18 protein-coding genes are annotated in these 16,699 nt (G+C 63.7%); 11 read left to right on the top strand and 7 right to left on the bottom strand.

Features of this window, described 5'->3' with window-relative positions:
• The first annotated feature begins 64 nt into the window (after positions 1-64).
• Both ACX80Z_RS12575 and ACX80Z_RS12570 read left to right on the top strand, forming a co-directional pair.
• Positions 65-274: a hypervirulence associated TUDOR domain-containing protein gene (locus tag ACX80Z_RS12575; protein WP_024476605.1), complete on the top strand. Its 210-nt coding sequence runs from the start codon at positions 65-67 to the stop codon at positions 272-274.
• A gap of 3 nt (positions 275-277) precedes the next feature.
• On the top strand, positions 278-1,510 hold the full coding sequence (locus ACX80Z_RS12570) for an NAD(P)/FAD-dependent oxidoreductase (RefSeq protein ID WP_459304019.1): 1,233 nt from the start codon (positions 278-280) through the stop codon (positions 1,508-1,510).
• A gap of 51 nt (positions 1,511-1,561) precedes the next feature.
• On the opposite strand, the gene ACX80Z_RS12565 is transcribed toward ACX80Z_RS12570, so the two are convergent.
• Complete coding sequence (locus ACX80Z_RS12565) at positions 1,562-1,846, bottom strand: MerR family transcriptional regulator (RefSeq protein ID WP_024476603.1); 285 nt, start codon at positions 1,844-1,846, stop codon at positions 1,562-1,564.
• A 145-nt stretch (positions 1,847-1,991) separates the two neighbouring features.
• On the opposite strand from ACX80Z_RS12565, the gene ACX80Z_RS12560 reads away from it, so the two are divergent.
• The 3 genes from ACX80Z_RS12560 (at position 1,992) to ACX80Z_RS12550 (ending at position 3,762) form a co-directional block, all read left to right on the top strand.
• Positions 1,992-2,417 carry an Hsp20/alpha crystallin family protein gene (locus tag ACX80Z_RS12560; protein WP_019484227.1) on the top strand — a complete coding sequence of 142 codons (426 nt, stop codon included), beginning with the start codon at positions 1,992-1,994 and terminating at the stop codon, positions 2,415-2,417.
• Between the two features lie 100 nt (positions 2,418-2,517).
• Positions 2,518-2,889, top strand: coding sequence for a hypothetical protein (locus ACX80Z_RS12555; RefSeq protein WP_024476602.1), 372 nt, complete (start codon positions 2,518-2,520; stop codon positions 2,887-2,889).
• Between the two features lie 237 nt (positions 2,890-3,126).
• The gene (locus ACX80Z_RS12550; RefSeq protein ID WP_237715347.1) at positions 3,127-3,762 is read left to right on the top strand and encodes a uracil-DNA glycosylase family protein; all 636 of its coding nucleotides are present in this window, start codon (positions 3,127-3,129) and stop codon (positions 3,760-3,762) included.
• Positions 3,763-3,843: 81 nt separating this feature from the next.
• On the opposite strand, the gene ACX80Z_RS12545 is transcribed toward ACX80Z_RS12550, so the two are convergent.
• Positions 3,844-4,443, bottom strand: coding sequence for a class I SAM-dependent methyltransferase (locus ACX80Z_RS12545; RefSeq protein ID WP_459316092.1), 600 nt, complete (start codon positions 4,441-4,443; stop codon positions 3,844-3,846).
• 60 nt (positions 4,444-4,503) lie between these two features.
• Here ACX80Z_RS12545 and ACX80Z_RS12540 point away from each other — a divergent pair, with 60 nt between their 5' ends.
• A complete protein-coding gene (locus ACX80Z_RS12540; RefSeq protein ID WP_459316091.1) occupies positions 4,504-5,163 on the top strand; it encodes a Pr6Pr family membrane protein in 660 nt (219 codons plus the stop codon).
• Complete coding sequence (locus tag ACX80Z_RS12535; RefSeq protein WP_459316090.1) at positions 5,156-5,881, top strand: YqjF family protein; 726 nt, start codon at positions 5,156-5,158, stop codon at positions 5,879-5,881. The genes ACX80Z_RS12540 and ACX80Z_RS12535 overlap by 8 nt, the downstream gene beginning before the upstream one ends.
• A gap of 43 nt (positions 5,882-5,924) precedes the next feature.
• Here the strand turns inward: ACX80Z_RS12535 and ACX80Z_RS12530 are convergent, their stop codons facing one another.
• Positions 5,925-6,611, bottom strand: coding sequence for an SDR family oxidoreductase (locus ACX80Z_RS12530; RefSeq protein ID WP_024476599.1), 687 nt, complete (start codon positions 6,609-6,611; stop codon positions 5,925-5,927).
• A gap of 291 nt (positions 6,612-6,902) precedes the next feature.
• On the opposite strand from ACX80Z_RS12530, the gene ACX80Z_RS12525 reads away from it, so the two are divergent.
• Positions 6,903-8,648, top strand: coding sequence for a choice-of-anchor I family protein (locus ACX80Z_RS12525; protein ID WP_459316089.1), 1,746 nt, complete (start codon positions 6,903-6,905; stop codon positions 8,646-8,648).
• A gap of 36 nt (positions 8,649-8,684) precedes the next feature.
• Here the strand turns inward: ACX80Z_RS12525 and ACX80Z_RS12520 are convergent, their stop codons facing one another.
• Positions 8,685-9,803, bottom strand: coding sequence for a zinc-binding dehydrogenase (locus tag ACX80Z_RS12520; protein WP_459316112.1), 1,119 nt, complete (start codon positions 9,801-9,803; stop codon positions 8,685-8,687).
• Positions 9,804-9,911: 108 nt separating this feature from the next.
• Between ACX80Z_RS12520 and ACX80Z_RS12515 the strand changes: the two genes are divergently transcribed.
• Positions 9,912-11,108, top strand: coding sequence for a TerC family protein (locus ACX80Z_RS12515; RefSeq protein WP_019484236.1), 1,197 nt, complete (start codon positions 9,912-9,914; stop codon positions 11,106-11,108).
• Positions 11,109-11,235: 127 nt separating this feature from the next.
• On the opposite strand, the gene ACX80Z_RS12510 is transcribed toward ACX80Z_RS12515, so the two are convergent.
• Together ACX80Z_RS12510 and ACX80Z_RS12505 are read right to left on the bottom strand one after the other, a co-directional pair.
• The gene (locus ACX80Z_RS12510) at positions 11,236-12,609 is read right to left on the bottom strand and encodes an MFS transporter (RefSeq protein WP_019484237.1); all 1,374 of its coding nucleotides are present in this window, start codon (positions 12,607-12,609) and stop codon (positions 11,236-11,238) included.
• A 178-nt stretch (positions 12,610-12,787) separates the two neighbouring features.
• The gene (locus ACX80Z_RS12505; protein WP_019484238.1) at positions 12,788-13,012 is read right to left on the bottom strand and encodes a hypothetical protein; all 225 of its coding nucleotides are present in this window, start codon (positions 13,010-13,012) and stop codon (positions 12,788-12,790) included.
• 197 nt (positions 13,013-13,209) lie between these two features.
• Here ACX80Z_RS12505 and ACX80Z_RS12500 point away from each other — a divergent pair, with 197 nt between their 5' ends.
• Positions 13,210-14,529 carry a M20 family metallopeptidase gene (locus tag ACX80Z_RS12500; protein ID WP_459316088.1) on the top strand — a complete coding sequence of 440 codons (1,320 nt, stop codon included), beginning with the start codon at positions 13,210-13,212 and terminating at the stop codon, positions 14,527-14,529.
• A gap of 131 nt (positions 14,530-14,660) precedes the next feature.
• Here the strand turns inward: ACX80Z_RS12500 and ACX80Z_RS12495 are convergent, their stop codons facing one another.
• Positions 14,661-15,062: a hypothetical protein gene (locus tag ACX80Z_RS12495; protein ID WP_459316087.1), complete on the bottom strand. Its 402-nt coding sequence runs from the start codon at positions 15,060-15,062 to the stop codon at positions 14,661-14,663.
• A gap of 543 nt (positions 15,063-15,605) precedes the next feature.
• Here ACX80Z_RS12495 and adhP point away from each other — a divergent pair.
• The gene (gene adhP / locus ACX80Z_RS12490) at positions 15,606-16,616 is read left to right on the top strand and encodes an alcohol dehydrogenase AdhP (RefSeq protein WP_459304042.1); all 1,011 of its coding nucleotides are present in this window, start codon (positions 15,606-15,608) and stop codon (positions 16,614-16,616) included.
• Positions 16,617-16,699: the final 83 nt, after the last annotated feature.

Here is a 16,699-nt window from a genome sequence, read left to right as displayed (position 1 = left end):
TCCCGCAGTCCTACACGGAATAGGCCGTAGGCTGGTAAGCACACTGTCGATTGAAGGAGTCACTGTGGCACTGACCAAGGGCACAAGCGTGGAGTGGAACACCCCGCAGGGCACTACCCACGGAAAAATTGTGGAGAAGAAAACCAGTGATTTCCAACTGGATGGCAACACCCACCGTGCCAGCGACGACGAGCCACAGTACGTTGTCGAGTCGGACAAGACCGGCGCCAAGGCTGCCCATAAGGCCAGCGCCCTCACCGAGAAGTCAGCCTAGGCCGTGGCCGCTGCCGCAAGCGATCCGCAGCCGACCCGCCATCAAATAGTCATTATTGGCGGCGGAAATGCAGGAATATCGCTCGCAGCACGGCTCCGAAGGTATGGCGCCAAAGGCATTGCAGTGGTGGAGCCCAGCTCCCGGCACCTGTACCAGCCGTTGTTTTCCCACATTGCCGGCGGAACAGCCGAGGCGTCGGAGGCCATCCGGCCTCAGGCCTCGGTGATTCCCCGCGGCGTGACCTGGGTCAGGGACGCCGTCGTCGACATCGACGCAGGCCAGAACACCATCCACCTGGCATCAGGTGACCAGATTCGCTACGACCAGCTGGTAGTTTGCCCCGGCATCCAGAAGGACTGGGACGCGGTACCGGGCCTGGCGGACGCAATGGCATCGAAGTACGGGGCGTCCAATTATGAGATCGAGCTGGCACCCAAGGCCTGGGAGCTGCTGCGGAACTTGCGGCGCGGGACGGTGGTGTTCAACCTGCCACCGGGGCCGCTCACCTGCGGGGGAGCGGCGCAGAAGCCGATGTACCTCGCCTGTGACTATTGGGCCCAGCAGGGCGTTCTCGAGGACATCCGGGTGATGCTGATTGTTCCCACCCCGACGGTGTTCGCCGAGGCGGTGGCCAATGAGGAACTCAACCGCAAGATCGCCGAGTACGGTATCGAGGTGCGCCACAACAGTGAGATCACCGCCGTCGACGCCGTCGAACGCACCGTCACGGTGCAGGACCTTGGTGCTGGCAGCGGTGTCGGTGGCAGCGAGACCCTGACCTACGATGTGCTCCACGCCGTCCCGCCGCAGTCCGCGCCGGATTGGCTCAAGGCCACCGATCTGTCGAAGCCCGGGGACCCTGCGGGATTTGTCGAGGTGGACCCCGAGACGCTGCGGTCCATCAGGTATCCGGCCGTCTGGTCCCTCGGTGACGCGGCGGCGACCCTGAATTCCAAATCCGGCGCCGCCCTTCGCCAGCAGACCCAGGTGGTTGCCAAAAACCTGATGGCGGTCCTGAAGGGCAAAAGCGTCAACGCGAAATACAACAACTATTCGGCCTGCCCGTTCACGGTGTCGCGGTCCACGGTGGTGTTCTCGGAATTTGATGACCAGTACCGGGCGAAGCCGTCCATCCCGTGGAAAGGCATCATGCGGGAGCACCGTGCCACCTTTGTACTGGAGCGGCGCATCCTGCCTCGGGTGTATTGGAACCTGATCCTGAAGGGTCGGGCCTAGGCCGCCCGGGCGGGTTACTCAGTCGGCTACTCGCCTGGCCTGCCGGCCGGGCTACTCGGCCGCGTCGAGCTCGTCGCGCAGCCTGCCGTTCGCGGCTTCCAGCACCAGGACCATCCTGATGCCGGCAAGATTCAGCCCCTCGCCGAGTAGTTGCTCGATGCGGCGCAGCGTCGCCAGATCAAGATCGCTGTACTTCCGGGTCCCGCCGGGGGTTCGGGCCGGGTCGAGCAGGCCCTTCCGCTCATAGAGCCGCAGATTCTGCTGTCCCATTCCGACCAGCTCAGCCGCCACCGAGATGGCGTACAGGCCGGCGCTGGGGTCTTGTTTCTCAGTCATCTCCAACCCTCCAGCCGTGGTCCGAACTTATCGAACAATCCCTCTTGCATCAGTCTCTCACCAGTGCTATAAAAAATCTATGTCAATCACTACAGATGATTGGCAGGCTATTCATCAACTCAAGATGCTGAAGGAGTAAGGAACCATGTTGATGCGTACCGACCCATTCAGGGAGCTGGATCGTCTGGCCCAGCAGGTCCTCGGGACGACCGCCCGCCCGGCAGCGATGCCGATGGACGCGTGGCAGGAAAACGAAAGTTTTGTGGTGGCCTTCGATCTTCCAGGCGTCGACTCGAACTCGATTGACCTCGATGTGGAGCGCAACGTGCTCACCGTCCGTGCCGAACGGAGCTCCTCCGCCCCAGACGGAACCGAGCTGATCGCCGCCGAGCGCCCCCGCGGCGTCTTCAGCAGGCAACTGATCCTCGGCGACACCCTGGACACCGAAAAAGTGAAAGCAAATTACGACGGCGGCGTGCTGACCCTGCGCATCCCAATCGCTGAGAAGGCCAAGCCACGGCGGATCGAAATTGAAAGCAATGGGCAGTCCCGGCAGGAGATCAACGCCTGACGAACGGCCCGCAACGAGCAGGGGCGGCCCTTGTCGGGGGGCAACGGGGGCCGCCCCACTTCCGCAGTAGACGACGGTTGAGGAAGTTAAGGGGTACATGATGTCCGGATGGCGGCGGTACGACGCTCAGCTGGTTCCCGCGTTCTATGAGCGTTTCGAGGAACGCTGGGGAAAGGGTGCCGCCCCGTTCCTTGACCCAGCAGTGGGTGGTGAGCCGCAGCCGCGCGCCCAATGGATCAATGTGGATACCGGCGCAGCTGTCGCAGCCGTCCCGATCTGGGGTGATGACCAGTCGCAGCGGTCTTTCGGCGTGTTCTATCTCCCCCCTCAGGGAGACATCTGGGTGCTCAGGCCAGGCCACACCGCATACCTGGAATCCAGTGATGCGGTCGACGACGTTTCCCTGCGCAACGATGCGTTCAAGAAGGCGGTGTCCTTCGCGAAAAGTTTCATCTACGGCGACGATGCCTAGGCTGGTCATCGGTCGCCGTCGGGCGTGCAGGTCTCCCACCTTCGCCGGGGTAACGGCCAGAAACGCGGCGTGTTCGGCGGGACACGCCGTCGTCGGCCCCGGAAGTTGGGGAATCCTGCACGCAGTCCATGCACTCCAGCAAGGACCGGGTGACCCCGCGTTCAGCTTGGGCGCGTAAGCTGGAAGACTGCGGACAACATTATTGCCACTTCAGGCATTGTCCGCGAGGAGGCAAAATTGGCACGACGCATGGCGGACCCGGCTTACCGAGCACAGCAGTGGGAACGACGTTACGACCCGAATATCGAAGAAATCAACCGGATGTGTGACACTCTGGCCGAGCAGAAGCCGGACCGTTCACTTCCCTACATTGACCCCGCACATGACCTCGACGAGTGTCGGATTGTGAGCCTGTTCTCCAACCCGGGTGCAAGCCTCGCCTCAGGATTCGTGTCGGCGGAGAACGACGATCAGAGTGCTATCCGCACTGCTGAAATTTACGAAAGCGTTGGGCTGCAGCCCAAGTTCGTGATGCCCTGGAACGTTTACCCCTGGTACGTCACAGAGGTAAAGGAAAAGGCCCTCACCCCAGAGCAGATCGATGAAGGCGTCAAGCCATTGTTGGCCTTCCTGCAGCGCGTCTCTCGCGCCTCGGCCCTCGTGGCTCACGGCACCGATGCGCACAAGGTGGCACGCCGCCTCACCCAGCTGGAGAACCGGGCCATTCAGCGCCGCGGTTTCAAGGTGTACAAGGTGCGCTCCACCGGCGACCGCGCGTTTGCGGGATCCCCGGCGAAGCAGGAAGTGTGGCGGCAGGAAATGCAGGCCGCCTACACCGACGCGATGGCACGCGCTGGGATCAGCCGCGCCTGATCAGGTACTGGGTTGATCGATTACCGCCTGACGGCACCCGGGGAGCAGCTTTCGTGGCTCTCGCCGGGTGCCGTTTGTCGTTTAGACGGCGTGTTTGCGGGCTAGGACGGCGACCAGGAACGACGACGTCGGCTCCCACGGCCTGAGATCCCAGGTGGAGAACAGGGATTGTCGTTCGAGGCCGGCTGCGTCGGCGTCGGCGAAGAAGGTGTCGACGGCGTACCCGCGGTCGCTGCCGAAGCCCACCACCAGTCGGCCGTCCGGCATCAGATGCGCGTGCAGCCGCCGGAGCACCTCGGGCGCTGTTCCGGGTGCCAGGAACGGCAACACGTTTCCGGTACACACGATCAGTTCGAAGGTTCGCGCCAGCTCCAGGGTGCTCAGGTCCCCGGTCTGCCACCGCGATGTTGGATGGTCGTGCTGTGCTGCGGCGATGAGCTCGGCGTCCGCGTCGACACCCATGACATGGTGACCCAGCCGTGCCAGTTCCCCGCCGACCCGGCCGGTGCCGCAGCCGGCGTCGAGGATCTGGCTCCTTCGTCCGGCCATCGCGTCCAGCAGCCGCGCCTCACCGTGCAGGTCACGGCCCTCTTCACGCATCGCCTCGAACCGTTTGATGTAGCGGGCGGAGTGCCCCGGGTGTTCACGGTTTTCTGTAGCCCAAAGGGTCTCGTCATTCACGGGCACAGCCTACTAGGCATACGATCAGGAGGGCATTGTTATTCACTGCAGGAGGAAACTATGAGGATTGCTGCAAGAGGCTGGCACGGAGTGGTCGCCCTGATTGGGATTGTGGGCCTCGGAGCCCAGGTCATCGCACTGATCAATGGGGAAAAATACTCCCTGCTGGGTCCCGCGATGTCGTGGTGGAACTTCTTCAGCTACTTCACCATCCTCAGCAACATCCTGGTTCTGATGATCAACCTGGACCTCGCCCGCAACCCGGAGGGCAGGCAGTCCACCCTGTGGCGGGTGCTGCGGTTGAACGCCGTCGTCAATATCTCGGTGACCGGGCTCATCGCCTTCACACTGCTGCGGAGCCTCCCCGAGGTGCAGGCTCTGGTGGGTCTGGGCAGGCTGTCGGACACGCTCCTGCACTATGTGGTGCCGATTCTCACGGTGCTCGGGTGGCTGCTGTTTGGCCCCCGGCCGCGTTTCACCATCCACACGGTGTGGCTGTCCCTGATCTTCCCGGCAACATGGCTGGTGTACACGCTGATTCGTGGCGCAGCGGTTACCTGGTACCCCTACCCGTTTGTGGATCTGAGGCTTATCGATCCGCTCGAGGTCCTGATCAACTGCGTGTTCATTGGTGCCATGTTCGTGGGCTTTGGCTTTTCAGTTCTGCAAATCGATAATCGAATGAAACCAACGAGAACACAGGTGACCGCCGATGTCTGACTCAGTCGTCTGGCCGGCAGCGCCGCCCCTCCTCAGCCTGCCGATCATGGACCAGGCATGGATGGATGCGGTCTTCCTGCACTGGCGGATCCCGGTGGCGACGGCCGCACAATTCATGCCGCCCGGTACTGAACCGGATGTGTACGACGGCGACGCCTGGGTGGGGTTGATCGGGTTCCGGATGGTCGGGGCCGGGATCGGTTCGGGGATGCCCATCCCATATTTCGGGTCCTTCAGCGAGATCAACGTCCGGCTGTATTCGCGGGACTCGGAGGGAACCCGCGGGGTGGTGTTCCTGACCCTTGATGCGTCACGGTTGGCCGTGGTCCTCGTGGCGCGGGCGGCAGGAATCCCCTACGTGTGGTCCCGGTGCGCGCCGGTGCCCGACCCGGGTCTCGCAGGGTATACGGTGCAGCGGTTCAGGGGCGGGGCGACGTCGTCGTTCGCTGTCCGGCCCAACCGCTCGGTGATCGCGACCGACCCGTTGACCATCAACCTCACCGCGCGCTTCGGCCTGCACTCCGAACTTGCCGGGCGCACGCTGTTCATCCCGAACACCCACGCGCCCTGGCCGCTGCATCCCGCAACAGTCGAGTACCTCGACGATGGGTTGGTCAGCGCCGCCGGAATCGAAGTGATGGGGCCACCCGAATCGGTGCTGTACTCGCCGGGTGTCCAGACGCAGTTCGGGAAGCCGCGGGTGATCCGGCGAGGCTGACCCCGCCTCAAACCCGAGGAAGGCACCGTTGGAAGGTGTCGGGTCAGACCATTCCGGATGGCCGGATGTTCAGCGACTCGATGACCGAATCACGTGAAGCGTCCACTGCCAGGCGGACCGCTTTGGCGACCTGGTCAGGCTGGATCCATTCCTCGGGCCGGTAGGGCTTGCCCTCAAAGTCGTGCAACTCCTGCTGCATGTCGGTGGCCACCCGGCCTGGGTGGATGGAGCTGACCCGGACGCCGTTTGCGCGTTCCTCCTGCCGCAGGGCATCGGTGAAGGCCCGCAGTGCGAACTTCGTGCCGCTGTAAAGCGCAGACCCGTCGCCGGAGGCGTACCCTGAGCCCGAGTTGATGGCAATGACCTGGCCCTTGGCGGCTCGCAGCGCTGGCAGCAGCAGCCGGGTCAGGTTCGCTACGGCGAACACGTTGACCTCGAAACTTTTCCGCCATTGTTCGGGGGTAAGGTCTGCCACCTGGCCCATCTGTAGCACTCCCGCCGAGTGCACCAGCACGTCGAGGCGGGAGATGCCGTGCACGACGTCGGGCGTGAGCTCGGTCAGTTCGGCCGCGAAGGGCCCGGCGGAGGGGAACTCGCTGGCGAGGTCCTTCAACGCCTCGGCGTCACGGCCACCCAGGAGCAGGTGGTGGGTGGGGGCGAGCTCGCGGGCGATGGCAAGGCCGATGCCGCGCGAGGCGCCGGTGATCAGGGCAACAGGCAGTTCAGTCATGGTGCACATCCTACTGGTGGGTGCCCCCGTCCGCGCTGGCGAGTGCGCTTTTTCGCGCCGCCCCGACCCTGAGGGCCGTATCTGCGCCATGGTCACTCAAAGAGGTGCCTCCTGCCGCAACAAATCCACTCCAACCAAACGTTCCTCAGCCGTTAACCTGCGGTTTCCGAACCGGGGGAGTCGGGGCACCTAGAGTAATTTGCGTTCAGCCATCGGGCCATCGCACCGGACCCCTGAGGTGGCCCAGCGGTCCCGACTCTGCCCCGCCGCATCTATCGAGAGACGTCCAAAGTGAAAAAGCACAGCCCGCGGACTTTGATCGCCGCAACAGCCATCGCCTGCACCCTCGGCATCGCCGCTCCGGCTACCGCCAACGTGGTAGCGGACCCGGTCAGGTACTCAGCCGATCGCGCTGCACTCTCGCTGAACCCGATCGGCACCTACGAGACCGGGATTTTCGACGCCAGCGCAGCCGAAATCGTCACCCACTACCCGGGCGCCCAGCGTCTCCTCGTGGTGAACGCCGCCGAGGCGCTGGTCGAGGTGCTCGACGTCAAGGACCCGAACCAGCCAACCAAGTTGTTCAACCTCGTGACTGAAGGCGTCAGGTCGGGCGACGGGTCGCGGATCCCTGCCGGCGCAGTCGTGAATTCGGTGGCCGTCAGAGCGGATGGCCTCGGAGCGCTGGCCGTGGAAGCACCCACCAAAACCGATCAGGGTTGGCTGGTCTTCTTCGATGCGAACGGCGACGGCGAAACCCTCGGCGCCGTCCGCGTTGGCGCCCTCCCCGACATGGTGACCTTTACTCCCCGGGGCGATCAGGCCGTCGTCGCCAATGAGGCCGAGCCGGCCGAGGACTACTCGGTGGATCCCGAGGGGTCGGTTTCGATAGTAAAGCTGAAACACAACCGGATCGAGGTTCCCCGACAGCAGGATGTCAAGACCGCCGGCTTCCGGTCCTTCGAGAAGAACCTGCCCGACGGCGTCAGGATCAACGGCGGGCGTGAAGACGCCACCGGAGTGCAACCGAAGTACCCGGTCTCCGAGAATCTCGAACCCGAGTACGTGACCGTAGCGAAGGACGGCAGGACCGCGTACGTCTCGCTGCAGGAGGCCAACGCGGTTGCCGAGGTTAACCTGAAGTCGGCAAAGGTCACCAGGATAATTCCGCTTGGGACAGTCGACCGCCTCACGACGCCGATGGATGTCTCGGACCGGGACGACGCCATCAATATTGCGAACTGGCCGGTGAAGGGCTTCCACCAACCGGACGCCATCGCCTCCTACACAGCGAAGGGCAAAACGTACCTCGTCTCCGCCAATGAGGGTGACGCCCGCGACTGGGAAGGCTACTCCGAGGAGGCGAGAGTCAAGGATCTGGGCGACGGGCTTCCGCCGATCTGTGAGGATTTCGACACGATGAAGCGCAACGCTGACGGCAGCAAAATGACCGTCGAGCAGCTGCATCAGGACGAGAATCTTGGACGCCTGAAAATCACGCTTGCCGACGGACTCTCGGCTGACGGAGCCTGCTACGAAGAACTATTCACTTACGGCACCCGGTCGATGTCCATCTGGACCGACAAGGGGAGCAAGGTCTTCGACACGGCGGCCGATTTCGAACGGATCACCGCCGAAGCCGTCCCCGAATTCTTCAACTCGAACCACAGTGAAAGCAATTTCGAGGGTCGCAGTGATGACAAGGGCCCCGAGCCCGAGGGCGTCACCCTAGGCGAGGTGGATGGGCGGACTTATGCCTTCGTGGGGCTCGAACGGGTGGGCGGCGTCATGGTCTACGACATCACCTCGCCCGAGCACTCGACGTTCGTCACCTACGTGAACAACCGCGACTTCTCAGCGTCAGTCGAAGATGATCCGTCCACGCTGGGCGCGGCCGGGGATCTGGGCCCCGAGGGCCTGGTCTTCATCTCGGCGAAGGATTCATCCACCGGGAAGCCGCTGCTCGCTGTCGGCAACGAAGTCAGCGGCACCACCACGATGTTCAGCGTTGATCGGGTTTTGAAGCACCGGCGTTAGCCGCACCGGTCCGGCGAAAAACTGCCCAAACCGCCGCTAGCGGAGCGTGAAGATCCGCCGCACGACGCGGCCCTCGGCCAGGGCGTCGAGGCTTTCGTTGAGGTCGCCGAGGTCCCGTGTGTCGGTGTGGAGCAGCTCAACGGGCAGCTTCCCCTCACGCCAGAGCGCGAGATATGCGGGGATGTCACGGGCGGGCACCGAGTCCCCCATGTAGGAGCCGAGCAGGCGTTTACCCGCACCGGCAAACTGCAGCGCCTGCGTGGTGAGGGTCTGATCAGGGTGCGGCAGCCCCACCGAAACCAGCGCACCGCCGCGGGTCAGCAACCCCAGGCACGCCTCCATCACGCGTGCACTGCCGACCGCTTCAATCGCCACATCTACCCCGTCACTGCCCAGTGCCTGCACCAAGGATTCCGCTGCGTCGGGGGCGCCAACCGACGTCGCACCGCATTGCAGTGCAAGGTCACGTTTCGCTGGCAGCGGGTCGATGGCAATCACCGTGGTACCCGTGACCTGAGCGGCTGCCATCACCGCCATCAACCCCACAGCGCCGAGCCCGAACACAATGACCGACTGCCCCTCACTGACCTGCGCCGTGTTCAATACCGCCCCGATCCCGGTGAGCGCCGCGCAACCGAACATGGCAGCGACGTCGAAGGGGACGTCGTCGTCAATCACCACTACCGACTCGCGGGCCACCACCGCATACCCGGAAAACGCAGAGACGCCCAGGTGGTGGTTGATCCTGTCGCCATCGGCGGTGCGCAACAGGGCCGGGCCGTGCAGTAGATCCCCACTGCCGTTGACCTCAGCCGCACGGTGGCAGAGGGCGGGGCGGCCGGCGTCGCACGCGCGGCAGGACCCGCAGCTGGGTACAAACACCAGAACCACCCGGTCACCCGCTGTGATGTCGGTGACATCCGGGCCGACCAGGTCGACGACGCCGGTCGCCTCATGCCCCAGCGCCATCGGCAGTGGACGCACCCGTGAACCGTCGATCACCGAGAGGTCCGAATGGCAGAGGCTTGCCCGCTCGATCCTTACGCGGAGCTCGCCCGGCCGGGGCGAGGGAACGGCGAGTTCTTCAAGCCGGAGTGGAGCACTGTCGGCGTAGGGGCGGGCCGCGCCGGTCTTGTGAAGCACCGCGCTACGCATCGTGGAGGGACTCATGAGTTCAATGTATGGCCTGGGACCGTCTTGCCGTCCACTCCCTACGCAAACTACCGTGAGTGCTACGCCACCCGTCTGAGGAGAACAAACCGCATGGAAGTATCCCCAATTGTTTGGGCATTAACGATCGCCGGAATTGTGGGGCTACTGCTCTTCGACTTCTTCTTCCACGTCCGTAAGGCGCACACCCCGACCTTGAAGGAGGCTGCGGTGTGGTCCTCGATCTATGTGGGGCTCGCAATCCTCTTCGGGCTCGCCGTACTGGTCTTCGGGGGCGCCACCATGGGGACCGAGTATTTCGCCGGCTATGTCACTGAAAAAGCACTGTCGGTCGATAACCTGTTTGTGTTCCTCATCATCATGGCCAGCTTCAAGGTGCCACGCGCCGACCAGCAGAAGGTATTGCTCTTTGGCATCATTTTCGCGTTGATCGCCCGCACTGGGTTCATCTTCCTGGGCGCCGCACTGATCAACCAGTTCGCCTGGATCTTCTACATCTTCGGACTGGTGTTGATCCTCACCGCCGGCAACCTGCTCAAGCCGACGTCCGGCGAAGATCACGGCGACATGATCGTGGTGCGTCTGGCCAAGCGTTTCCTGCCGGCCACCGATCACTACGACGGCGACAAACTGTTCACTATCGAGAATGGCAAACGCGTTCTCACGCCGATGCTGCTGGTGATGATAGCCATTGGTGGCACTGACATCCTGTTCGCGCTGGACTCCATCCCCGCGATTTTCGGCCTGACCCAGAACGTGTTCATTGTCTTCACCGCCACGGCGTTCTCGCTGATGGGACTGCGTCAGCTGTACTTCCTGATCGATGGCCTGCTGGACCGTCTCATCTACCTGTCCTACGGCCTCGCGATCATCCTCGGCTTCATTGGTGTGAAGCTGATCCTCCATGCGCTGCACGAGAATAACCTGGGCTTCATCAACGAGGGCGAGCCCGTCCCGGTGGTCGAGATCTCAACCGGGTTGTCCCTGTCAGTCATTCTCGGAGTGCTCATCGTCACCGTGCTGGCTTCGGTCTTCAGCCCCAAGGGCAAGGCGAAGAATGCTGTCTCCGGGGCCAAGCGCCATGCTACCGAGTACATGGACCTGGAGTACGAGACCGACATCAACGAGCGTGAGAAGATATTCAACCGCATGGTCGAAGAGGAAGAAATGCTCCGCCAGCTCCCCGAGAAGTACAAACGCCTCATCCGGAATGAGACCGAATTCATGGACCTCATTCGCCGGGCCCACTTGGCCCACGGGGAAGCGGTCGACCGCGAACCCACTCGCTAGACCGGCAACACCACCCGGACCCTACGCACGGAGGGCGGCATCGCGATGATCGCGGTGCCGCCCTCCGTACGTCGGACGGGGCTAGTTGATACTTGGCCCGGGCGCCCTCAGTGGTTACCCGGTCGGGTCAGCTGCGGGTGGTGGCCAGTTCGGCAGCCGTGGGGTCACCCGGCATATCGGTGCCCCTGATGGATTCGCCGGCTGTCTCCCTGACAAACGGCATGGCAATCATGCCGATCAGGCACGCGCCCATCAGGTAGAAGGCCGGAACCAGTAGGTTGCCGGTCGCCCCGATCAGCGCTTCGTTGGCCAGCGGCGCAGTCCCGCCGAACAGCGCCGTCGCGAGGTTGTACGTCACCGCAAACCCGGCGAACCGCACATGGGCGGGGAACATTGCCGGGAAGGTCGCCGAGATGGTTGCGAGTTGCAGGACGTAGAGGATGCCCAGGACGGCGAATCCGATCAATGCCCCGGTGAACCCGGTGCCGATCAGCATGTACATCGGCAGGGCTGCGACGAAGAGTCCCACCAGGGAGGCCCACCACAGCGGTTTTCGACCCACCCGGTCCGAGAGTGCGCCGGCAAATGGGATCAGGATCATCATCACCACCTGGCCGATCAGGATCAGGGTGAGGGAGCCGTCGTCGGACAGGCCAATCTGCGTCTGCAGGTAGGTGGGCATGTAGCTGAGCAAGGTGTAGTTGGCGACGTTGAGCGCGATCACCAGGCCAGCCATCGTGAGCACTGGACGCCAGTACTTGCTGGCCAGGTGCTTCAACGTGGTGGGTCCGCTGTCTTCGGTGCCCGAGTTGTTTTCAAGTTCACGGAAAACCGGTGTGTCTTCAAGTTTGGACCGCAGGTACCACCCGACCAGGCCCATCGGCCCCGCGATGAGGAAGGGGATCCGCCAGCCCCAGTCGGTCATCGCTTCAGCGCCGAGGAGGATCTGCAGGAACAGGGTGATTGCGGTGCCGAGTGCAAACCCGAAGATGGTGCCGAACTCGAGGAAACTGCCCAGGAAGCCACGTTTCTTGTCTGGCGAATACTCTGCCATGAAGGTCGCAGCTCCGCCGTATTCACCGCCGGTCGAGAAGCCCTGCAGGATCCGCAGCGCCACCAGGAGGGCCGGCGCCCAGTAACCGATCTGATCGAACGTGGGCAGCAGGCCAATGGAGAAGGTCGCGCCCGCCATCAGGATGATGGTGAGGGACAGGACGGCCTTGCGTCCCAGCCGGTCGCCCAGAGGCCCCCAGATTAAGCCGCCGAACGGACGGGCCAGGAAGGAAATGGCGAAGGTGGCGAGCGCCCATTCGGCGCCGCCGGGGAAAAAGTTCGCGGTGATGTAGGTCAGGACCACCGCGTACACCCCGTAGTCGTACCACTCGGTGGCGTTGCCTACTGCCGATGCGCCAATGGCCCGGCGGATTGTCTTCTTGCCTTCCGGAGTATCAGTCTCCGGAGCGTCGAACCCGCTATGGGGTGGTTGGTTCTCGACAGTCACTGGTGGCTCCGTCCCTGGTGCGGGCCGTGCTCAGCGGCCTGGTGGGCGGCCGGCAGGGCTAGGTCAGCCATCAACCCTAGCGACGCCGTTAGTCGATGGCTAACGCACCCCTGACTCCCGCCGGCAGGATTGCTGACGTCGGACCGGATCTGGAGACGTAATGATCAGGAAAGACTCGCTAGTCTGCGCTGATCTGCCAGATGGCGTATTCGTCCGCATGCAGGATGGCGCGGCGGCCGTCGGACACGTCGCGGATCCAGACGATGCCCAGGCCCGGCGCGGTGTCTTCCACATAGCCGCTGTAGTGGACCTCACGGTTGCGATGCGCCTCGATTTCGTCCCCTCGGCGCAGCATACCGAGGTCATGGATTCGGGTGATGGCGGTGGCGGTAAGCAGGGACATAATGACTCCTTGGTTCTGTGGCCGGGGCAGGCAGGTCCGACCGATGGTTTTATTGTTCGCCCAAGGTGTTGCGGGGGTGTTTCGGCCCGGTGAATTTGTTGCGTCCTGACCCGTACTGCCCCGCCAGGCCGCGCCTCATGACCCGGAATCGCGTTGCCGGGCTGCCACGCCGGCAAAGAGTTGCCTAAGCTACCAGGATGACCGAACCAGCTTCGCCTGACCCGGCGTACCTCAATCAACTCGACTCCGAGACCCAGCGCCGGCTGCTGACCGCAGTGCCGCCTGAGTCACAGTTCGACGGCGCAGCGGAGGACCTCCGCGCCGCCGTCGACAGTAATGTCGAAGCCCTCCACGACGACCTGCGGCGGATAGTGCACACCCTCCACGCTCACCCGGAAACCGCCTTCGAGGAACATGCCAGTGCCCGGTTGATCGCCGACATTCTCACCGAACACGGGGTCGACGCCGAACTGGGGGCCCACGGCGTGGACACCGCCGTCAGGGCCGAAATCCGCCGCGCCGGTGATGGGCCAACCATTGCGGTGCTCAGTGAGTATGACGCACTCCCGGGAATCGGCCACGCCTGCGGCCACAACGTCATCGCCGCGACCGGAGTGGGCGCCTTCCTTGCGCTCGCCGGAATCAAGGACCGGCTCAACGGCACGGTCGTCTTCCTCGGCACCCCCGCCGAGGAAGGGCACTCCGGCAAGGAGCTCCTGGCCCGCAATGGGGCGTTCGACGGCGTTGACGCCGCCATCATGGTGCACCCCTACGGTTACGACCTCGCAGACCAGGTCTGGCTGGGGCGCCGGCTGCTCACCATCACGTTCACCGGCATCGCCGCCCACGCCTCCGCGCAGCCGTTCATGGGACGCAACGCGCTCGACGCCGCCAGCCTCACCTACCAGGGGATTGGCTTGCTCCGTCAGCAGCTGCCGCCGTCTGACCGGGTCCACAGCAACATCACCGAGGGTGGACGCAGCCCCAACATCATCCCGGATCGGGCGGTCATGAAGCTCTACGCCCGCTCCAGGTACCCGGACACGCTCAAGGACCTCAGCAAACGTCTGGAGGACATCGCCCGCGGCGCGGCGCTCATGACCGGCACCACAGTGGAACTTGATTGGGACCAGCACCCGCCGTCGCTCCCGATCCGGAGCAACGATGCGCTCACCGGGCGCTGGGTGGAATCCCAGCAGCGGCGCGGACGCAACCCGCTCCCCGCTGGCGTCGTCTCCGACACCCTCGCGGCGTCCACCGACTTCGGCAACGTCAGCTACCGCATCCCGGGCATCCACCCGCTCATCAAAATCGCCGACCAGAGCACCGCCCTGCACACCACCGACTTCGCTGCCGCTGCTGCGTCCGAGGCGGCAGTGCAGGGAGCGTACGACGGCGCTGCTGGTCTTGCGCTGACAGCCCTGGATTACCTGATGGACCCAGTGCTCCAGCGGCAGGTGCGCCTGGAGTTCGAGGAGCAGGGCGGGCCCATCGACGTCCCGTCCTACTTCGATTGACGGGCAGATTCACGAAGCGAGCGACCCGCGTTTTGGAACCTGGGCGTGCCGCTGTCTGTCCTGCTGGGTTCCCTCGACCCGCACCTCGGGCTGGACCCTTCCGAAAACGGAATACGCCTGCCGGGCGGGTGCTAACCCGGTGGGAGGATGACGCGCAGCCGGAGTCTGGCTGGAGCAGCCAGAGTCGGCTCCAACCGGGCGAGGATCGAGGGGCCTTGAAGCTCTGTTCGCAGGGACTCCCACGCCTGTGCTTCGCTCAGATCAAGAACGACGTTCGCGGTCGGTGAGAGGGCGCTGGCCCGTCTGACCAGCAGGTCGAGACCATGCATGTTGACCGGCGAAACGCAGCCGTGCACGCGGATACGTACGCTATCAAGGTGGGCGTCCGTGATCACGAGTATTTTGAGTTTGAGGTGAGCGGCGGAAGGGTGTGCGGCCATGGAGCGTTCGCGCGGGGTCTCATGCCATGCACCGGCGGGCGCCTCGGCCGCGCCCGGGATACCACTCACCGGCAACATTGTATGAGTCTTCATCGATTCAGGTGTCCTACCTTAATGCTGCATCTTCACGTAGTACCCATGAAACCGGGACCGACCCATCGTGCGCTAGGGCCAATAGTCCCAGTTGGTGGACTACCAATGGTGTGAGGGTTCAATATCTTGAGACCGGGGTGCGCCTTCTTGTTTCCATCTACAGAAGCACTCACTGCATCGTGGGTTTCGTTGTGATCGAGGCTTTATCCTGCGATGGGGTGATTTACCCGGCAGGGGGAGCTGACGCGGCAGAGAGGTCTGCCCGGAAAATACGACGTGCAGCAACAACCCCTGACTACACCAGCGTCCGCGGGTTCACTCACAGGTCTGCAACTCTGTCGCAACCCTCCCATCTCTAGGGTGAGGACGACGGCCATCGCCTCAGCTCACCACAAGTGAACGATGCTCGTGTTTCACCTGTCAGACCACGACGTCCAGACCGGCAGTTCCCGACAAGATACTGACTGGCACGCTGACGGGTCATCCGCACCCTGACAAATCCGTTCCCCTCACCGCGACGAAGGAAAATCGACAATGACGACGATGCAAGCAGCTGTAGTAACTGAATTCGGCAAGGATCTTCAGATCCAGACCCTCCCCATTCCCGTCCCGGAGCGCGGCCAGGCACTGGTCAAAGTACTCACCACCGGCGTATGCCACACTGACCTCCACGCCGCGGAAGGTGACTGGCCCGTGAAGCCTAACCCGCCGTTCATTCCCGGCCACGAAGGCGTCGGCGAAGTCGTAGCCCTGGGTGAGGGTGTCACCGACCTGGCTGTGGGAGACCTGGTCGGCAATGCCTGGCTCTGGTCCGCCTGCGGCGATTGCCAGTACTGCCGCACCGGCTGGGAAACCCTGTGCGAGGCGCAGCAGAACGCCGGCTACAGCGTCGACGGCTCCTTTGGCGAGTACATGCTGGTGGACACGCGCTTCGCCGCCCGCATTCCGGCCGGCTCGGATCCGGTGGAAGTCGCACCAATGCTCTGCGCCGGAGTGACCGTTTACAAGGGCCTCAAAATGACCGAGGCGCGCCCCGGCCAGTGGGTCACCATTTCGGGCATCGGCGGCCTCGGCCACATCGCCGTCCAGTACGCGGTGGCCATGGGCCTGCGCGTTGCCGCGGTGGACATCGCCGATGACAAGCTCGCTCTGGCCAAGAAGCACGGTGCGGAATTGACCGTCAATGCCCTGCACGAAGACCCCGTCGAAGTCATTCAGCGCGAAACCGGAGGCTGCCATGGAGTCCTGGTCACGGCGGTGCACCCGTCAGCCTTCGGACAGGCGATCGGGATGGCCCGCCGCGGCGGAACGATTGTGTTCAACGGACTGCCGCCGGGTGACTTTCCGGCGCCGATCTTCGAGATTGTGCTCAAGGGCCTGACCGTTCGCGGCTCCATCGTGGGCACACGACAGGACCTGCAGGAGGCGCTGGAGTTCTACGCCGAGGGCAAGATCCACCCCACGGTCTCCACCCGGGAGCTCGCCGATGTGAACGTTATCCTCGACGAAATGAAGCACGCCAAGATCGACGGCCGCGTCGTCATCAAGTACTGAGTTCTGATCTAAGCGCTGATTAGGTCCGACAACAGCAACCGGCGGCGGCGGTGTCTCACCAGATGTTTCCTGGTATCGCCGCC

The sequence above is a fragment of the Arthrobacter sp. TMT4-20 genome, assembly GCF_054510775.1.
The sequence above is the reverse complement of the archived record's forward strand: the minus strand, read 5'-3'. Positions and strand labels throughout refer to the sequence as shown.

What these genes read in the sequence shown, in the direction of transcription:
- ACX80Z_RS12555 (WP_024476602.1), top strand. Translation starts at nt 2,518, where the DNA reads ATGTCCGGATGGCGGCGGTACGACGCTCAGCTGGTTCCCGCGTTCTAT.
- ACX80Z_RS12540 (WP_459316091.1), top strand. Translation starts at nt 4,504, where the DNA reads ATGAGGATTGCTGCAAGAGGCTGGCACGGAGTGGTCGCCCTGATTGGG.
- ACX80Z_RS12560 (WP_019484227.1), top strand. Translation starts at nt 1,992, where the DNA reads ATGTTGATGCGTACCGACCCATTCAGGGAGCTGGATCGTCTGGCCCAG.
- ACX80Z_RS12530 (WP_024476599.1), bottom strand. Translation starts at nt 6,611, where the DNA reads ATGACTGAACTGCCTGTTGCCCTGATCACCGGCGCCTCGCGCGGCATC.
- ACX80Z_RS12565 (WP_024476603.1), bottom strand. Translation starts at nt 1,846, where the DNA reads ATGACTGAGAAACAAGACCCCAGCGCCGGCCTGTACGCCATCTCGGTG.
- ACX80Z_RS12495 (WP_459316087.1), bottom strand. Translation starts at nt 15,062, where the DNA reads ATGAAGACTCATACAATGTTGCCGGTGAGTGGTATCCCGGGCGCGGCC.
- ACX80Z_RS12500 (WP_459316088.1), top strand. Translation starts at nt 13,210, where the DNA reads ATGACCGAACCAGCTTCGCCTGACCCGGCGTACCTCAATCAACTCGAC.
- ACX80Z_RS12505 (WP_019484238.1), bottom strand. Translation starts at nt 13,012, where the DNA reads ATGTCCCTGCTTACCGCCACCGCCATCACCCGAATCCATGACCTCGGT.
- adhP (WP_459304042.1), top strand. Translation starts at nt 15,606, where the DNA reads ATGCAAGCAGCTGTAGTAACTGAATTCGGCAAGGATCTTCAGATCCAG.
- ACX80Z_RS12520 (WP_459316112.1), bottom strand. Translation starts at nt 9,803, where the DNA reads ATGCGTAGCGCGGTGCTTCACAAGACCGGCGCGGCCCGCCCCTACGCC.
- ACX80Z_RS12515 (WP_019484236.1), top strand. Translation starts at nt 9,912, where the DNA reads ATGGAAGTATCCCCAATTGTTTGGGCATTAACGATCGCCGGAATTGTG.
- ACX80Z_RS12535 (WP_459316090.1), top strand. Translation starts at nt 5,156, where the DNA reads ATGTCTGACTCAGTCGTCTGGCCGGCAGCGCCGCCCCTCCTCAGCCTG.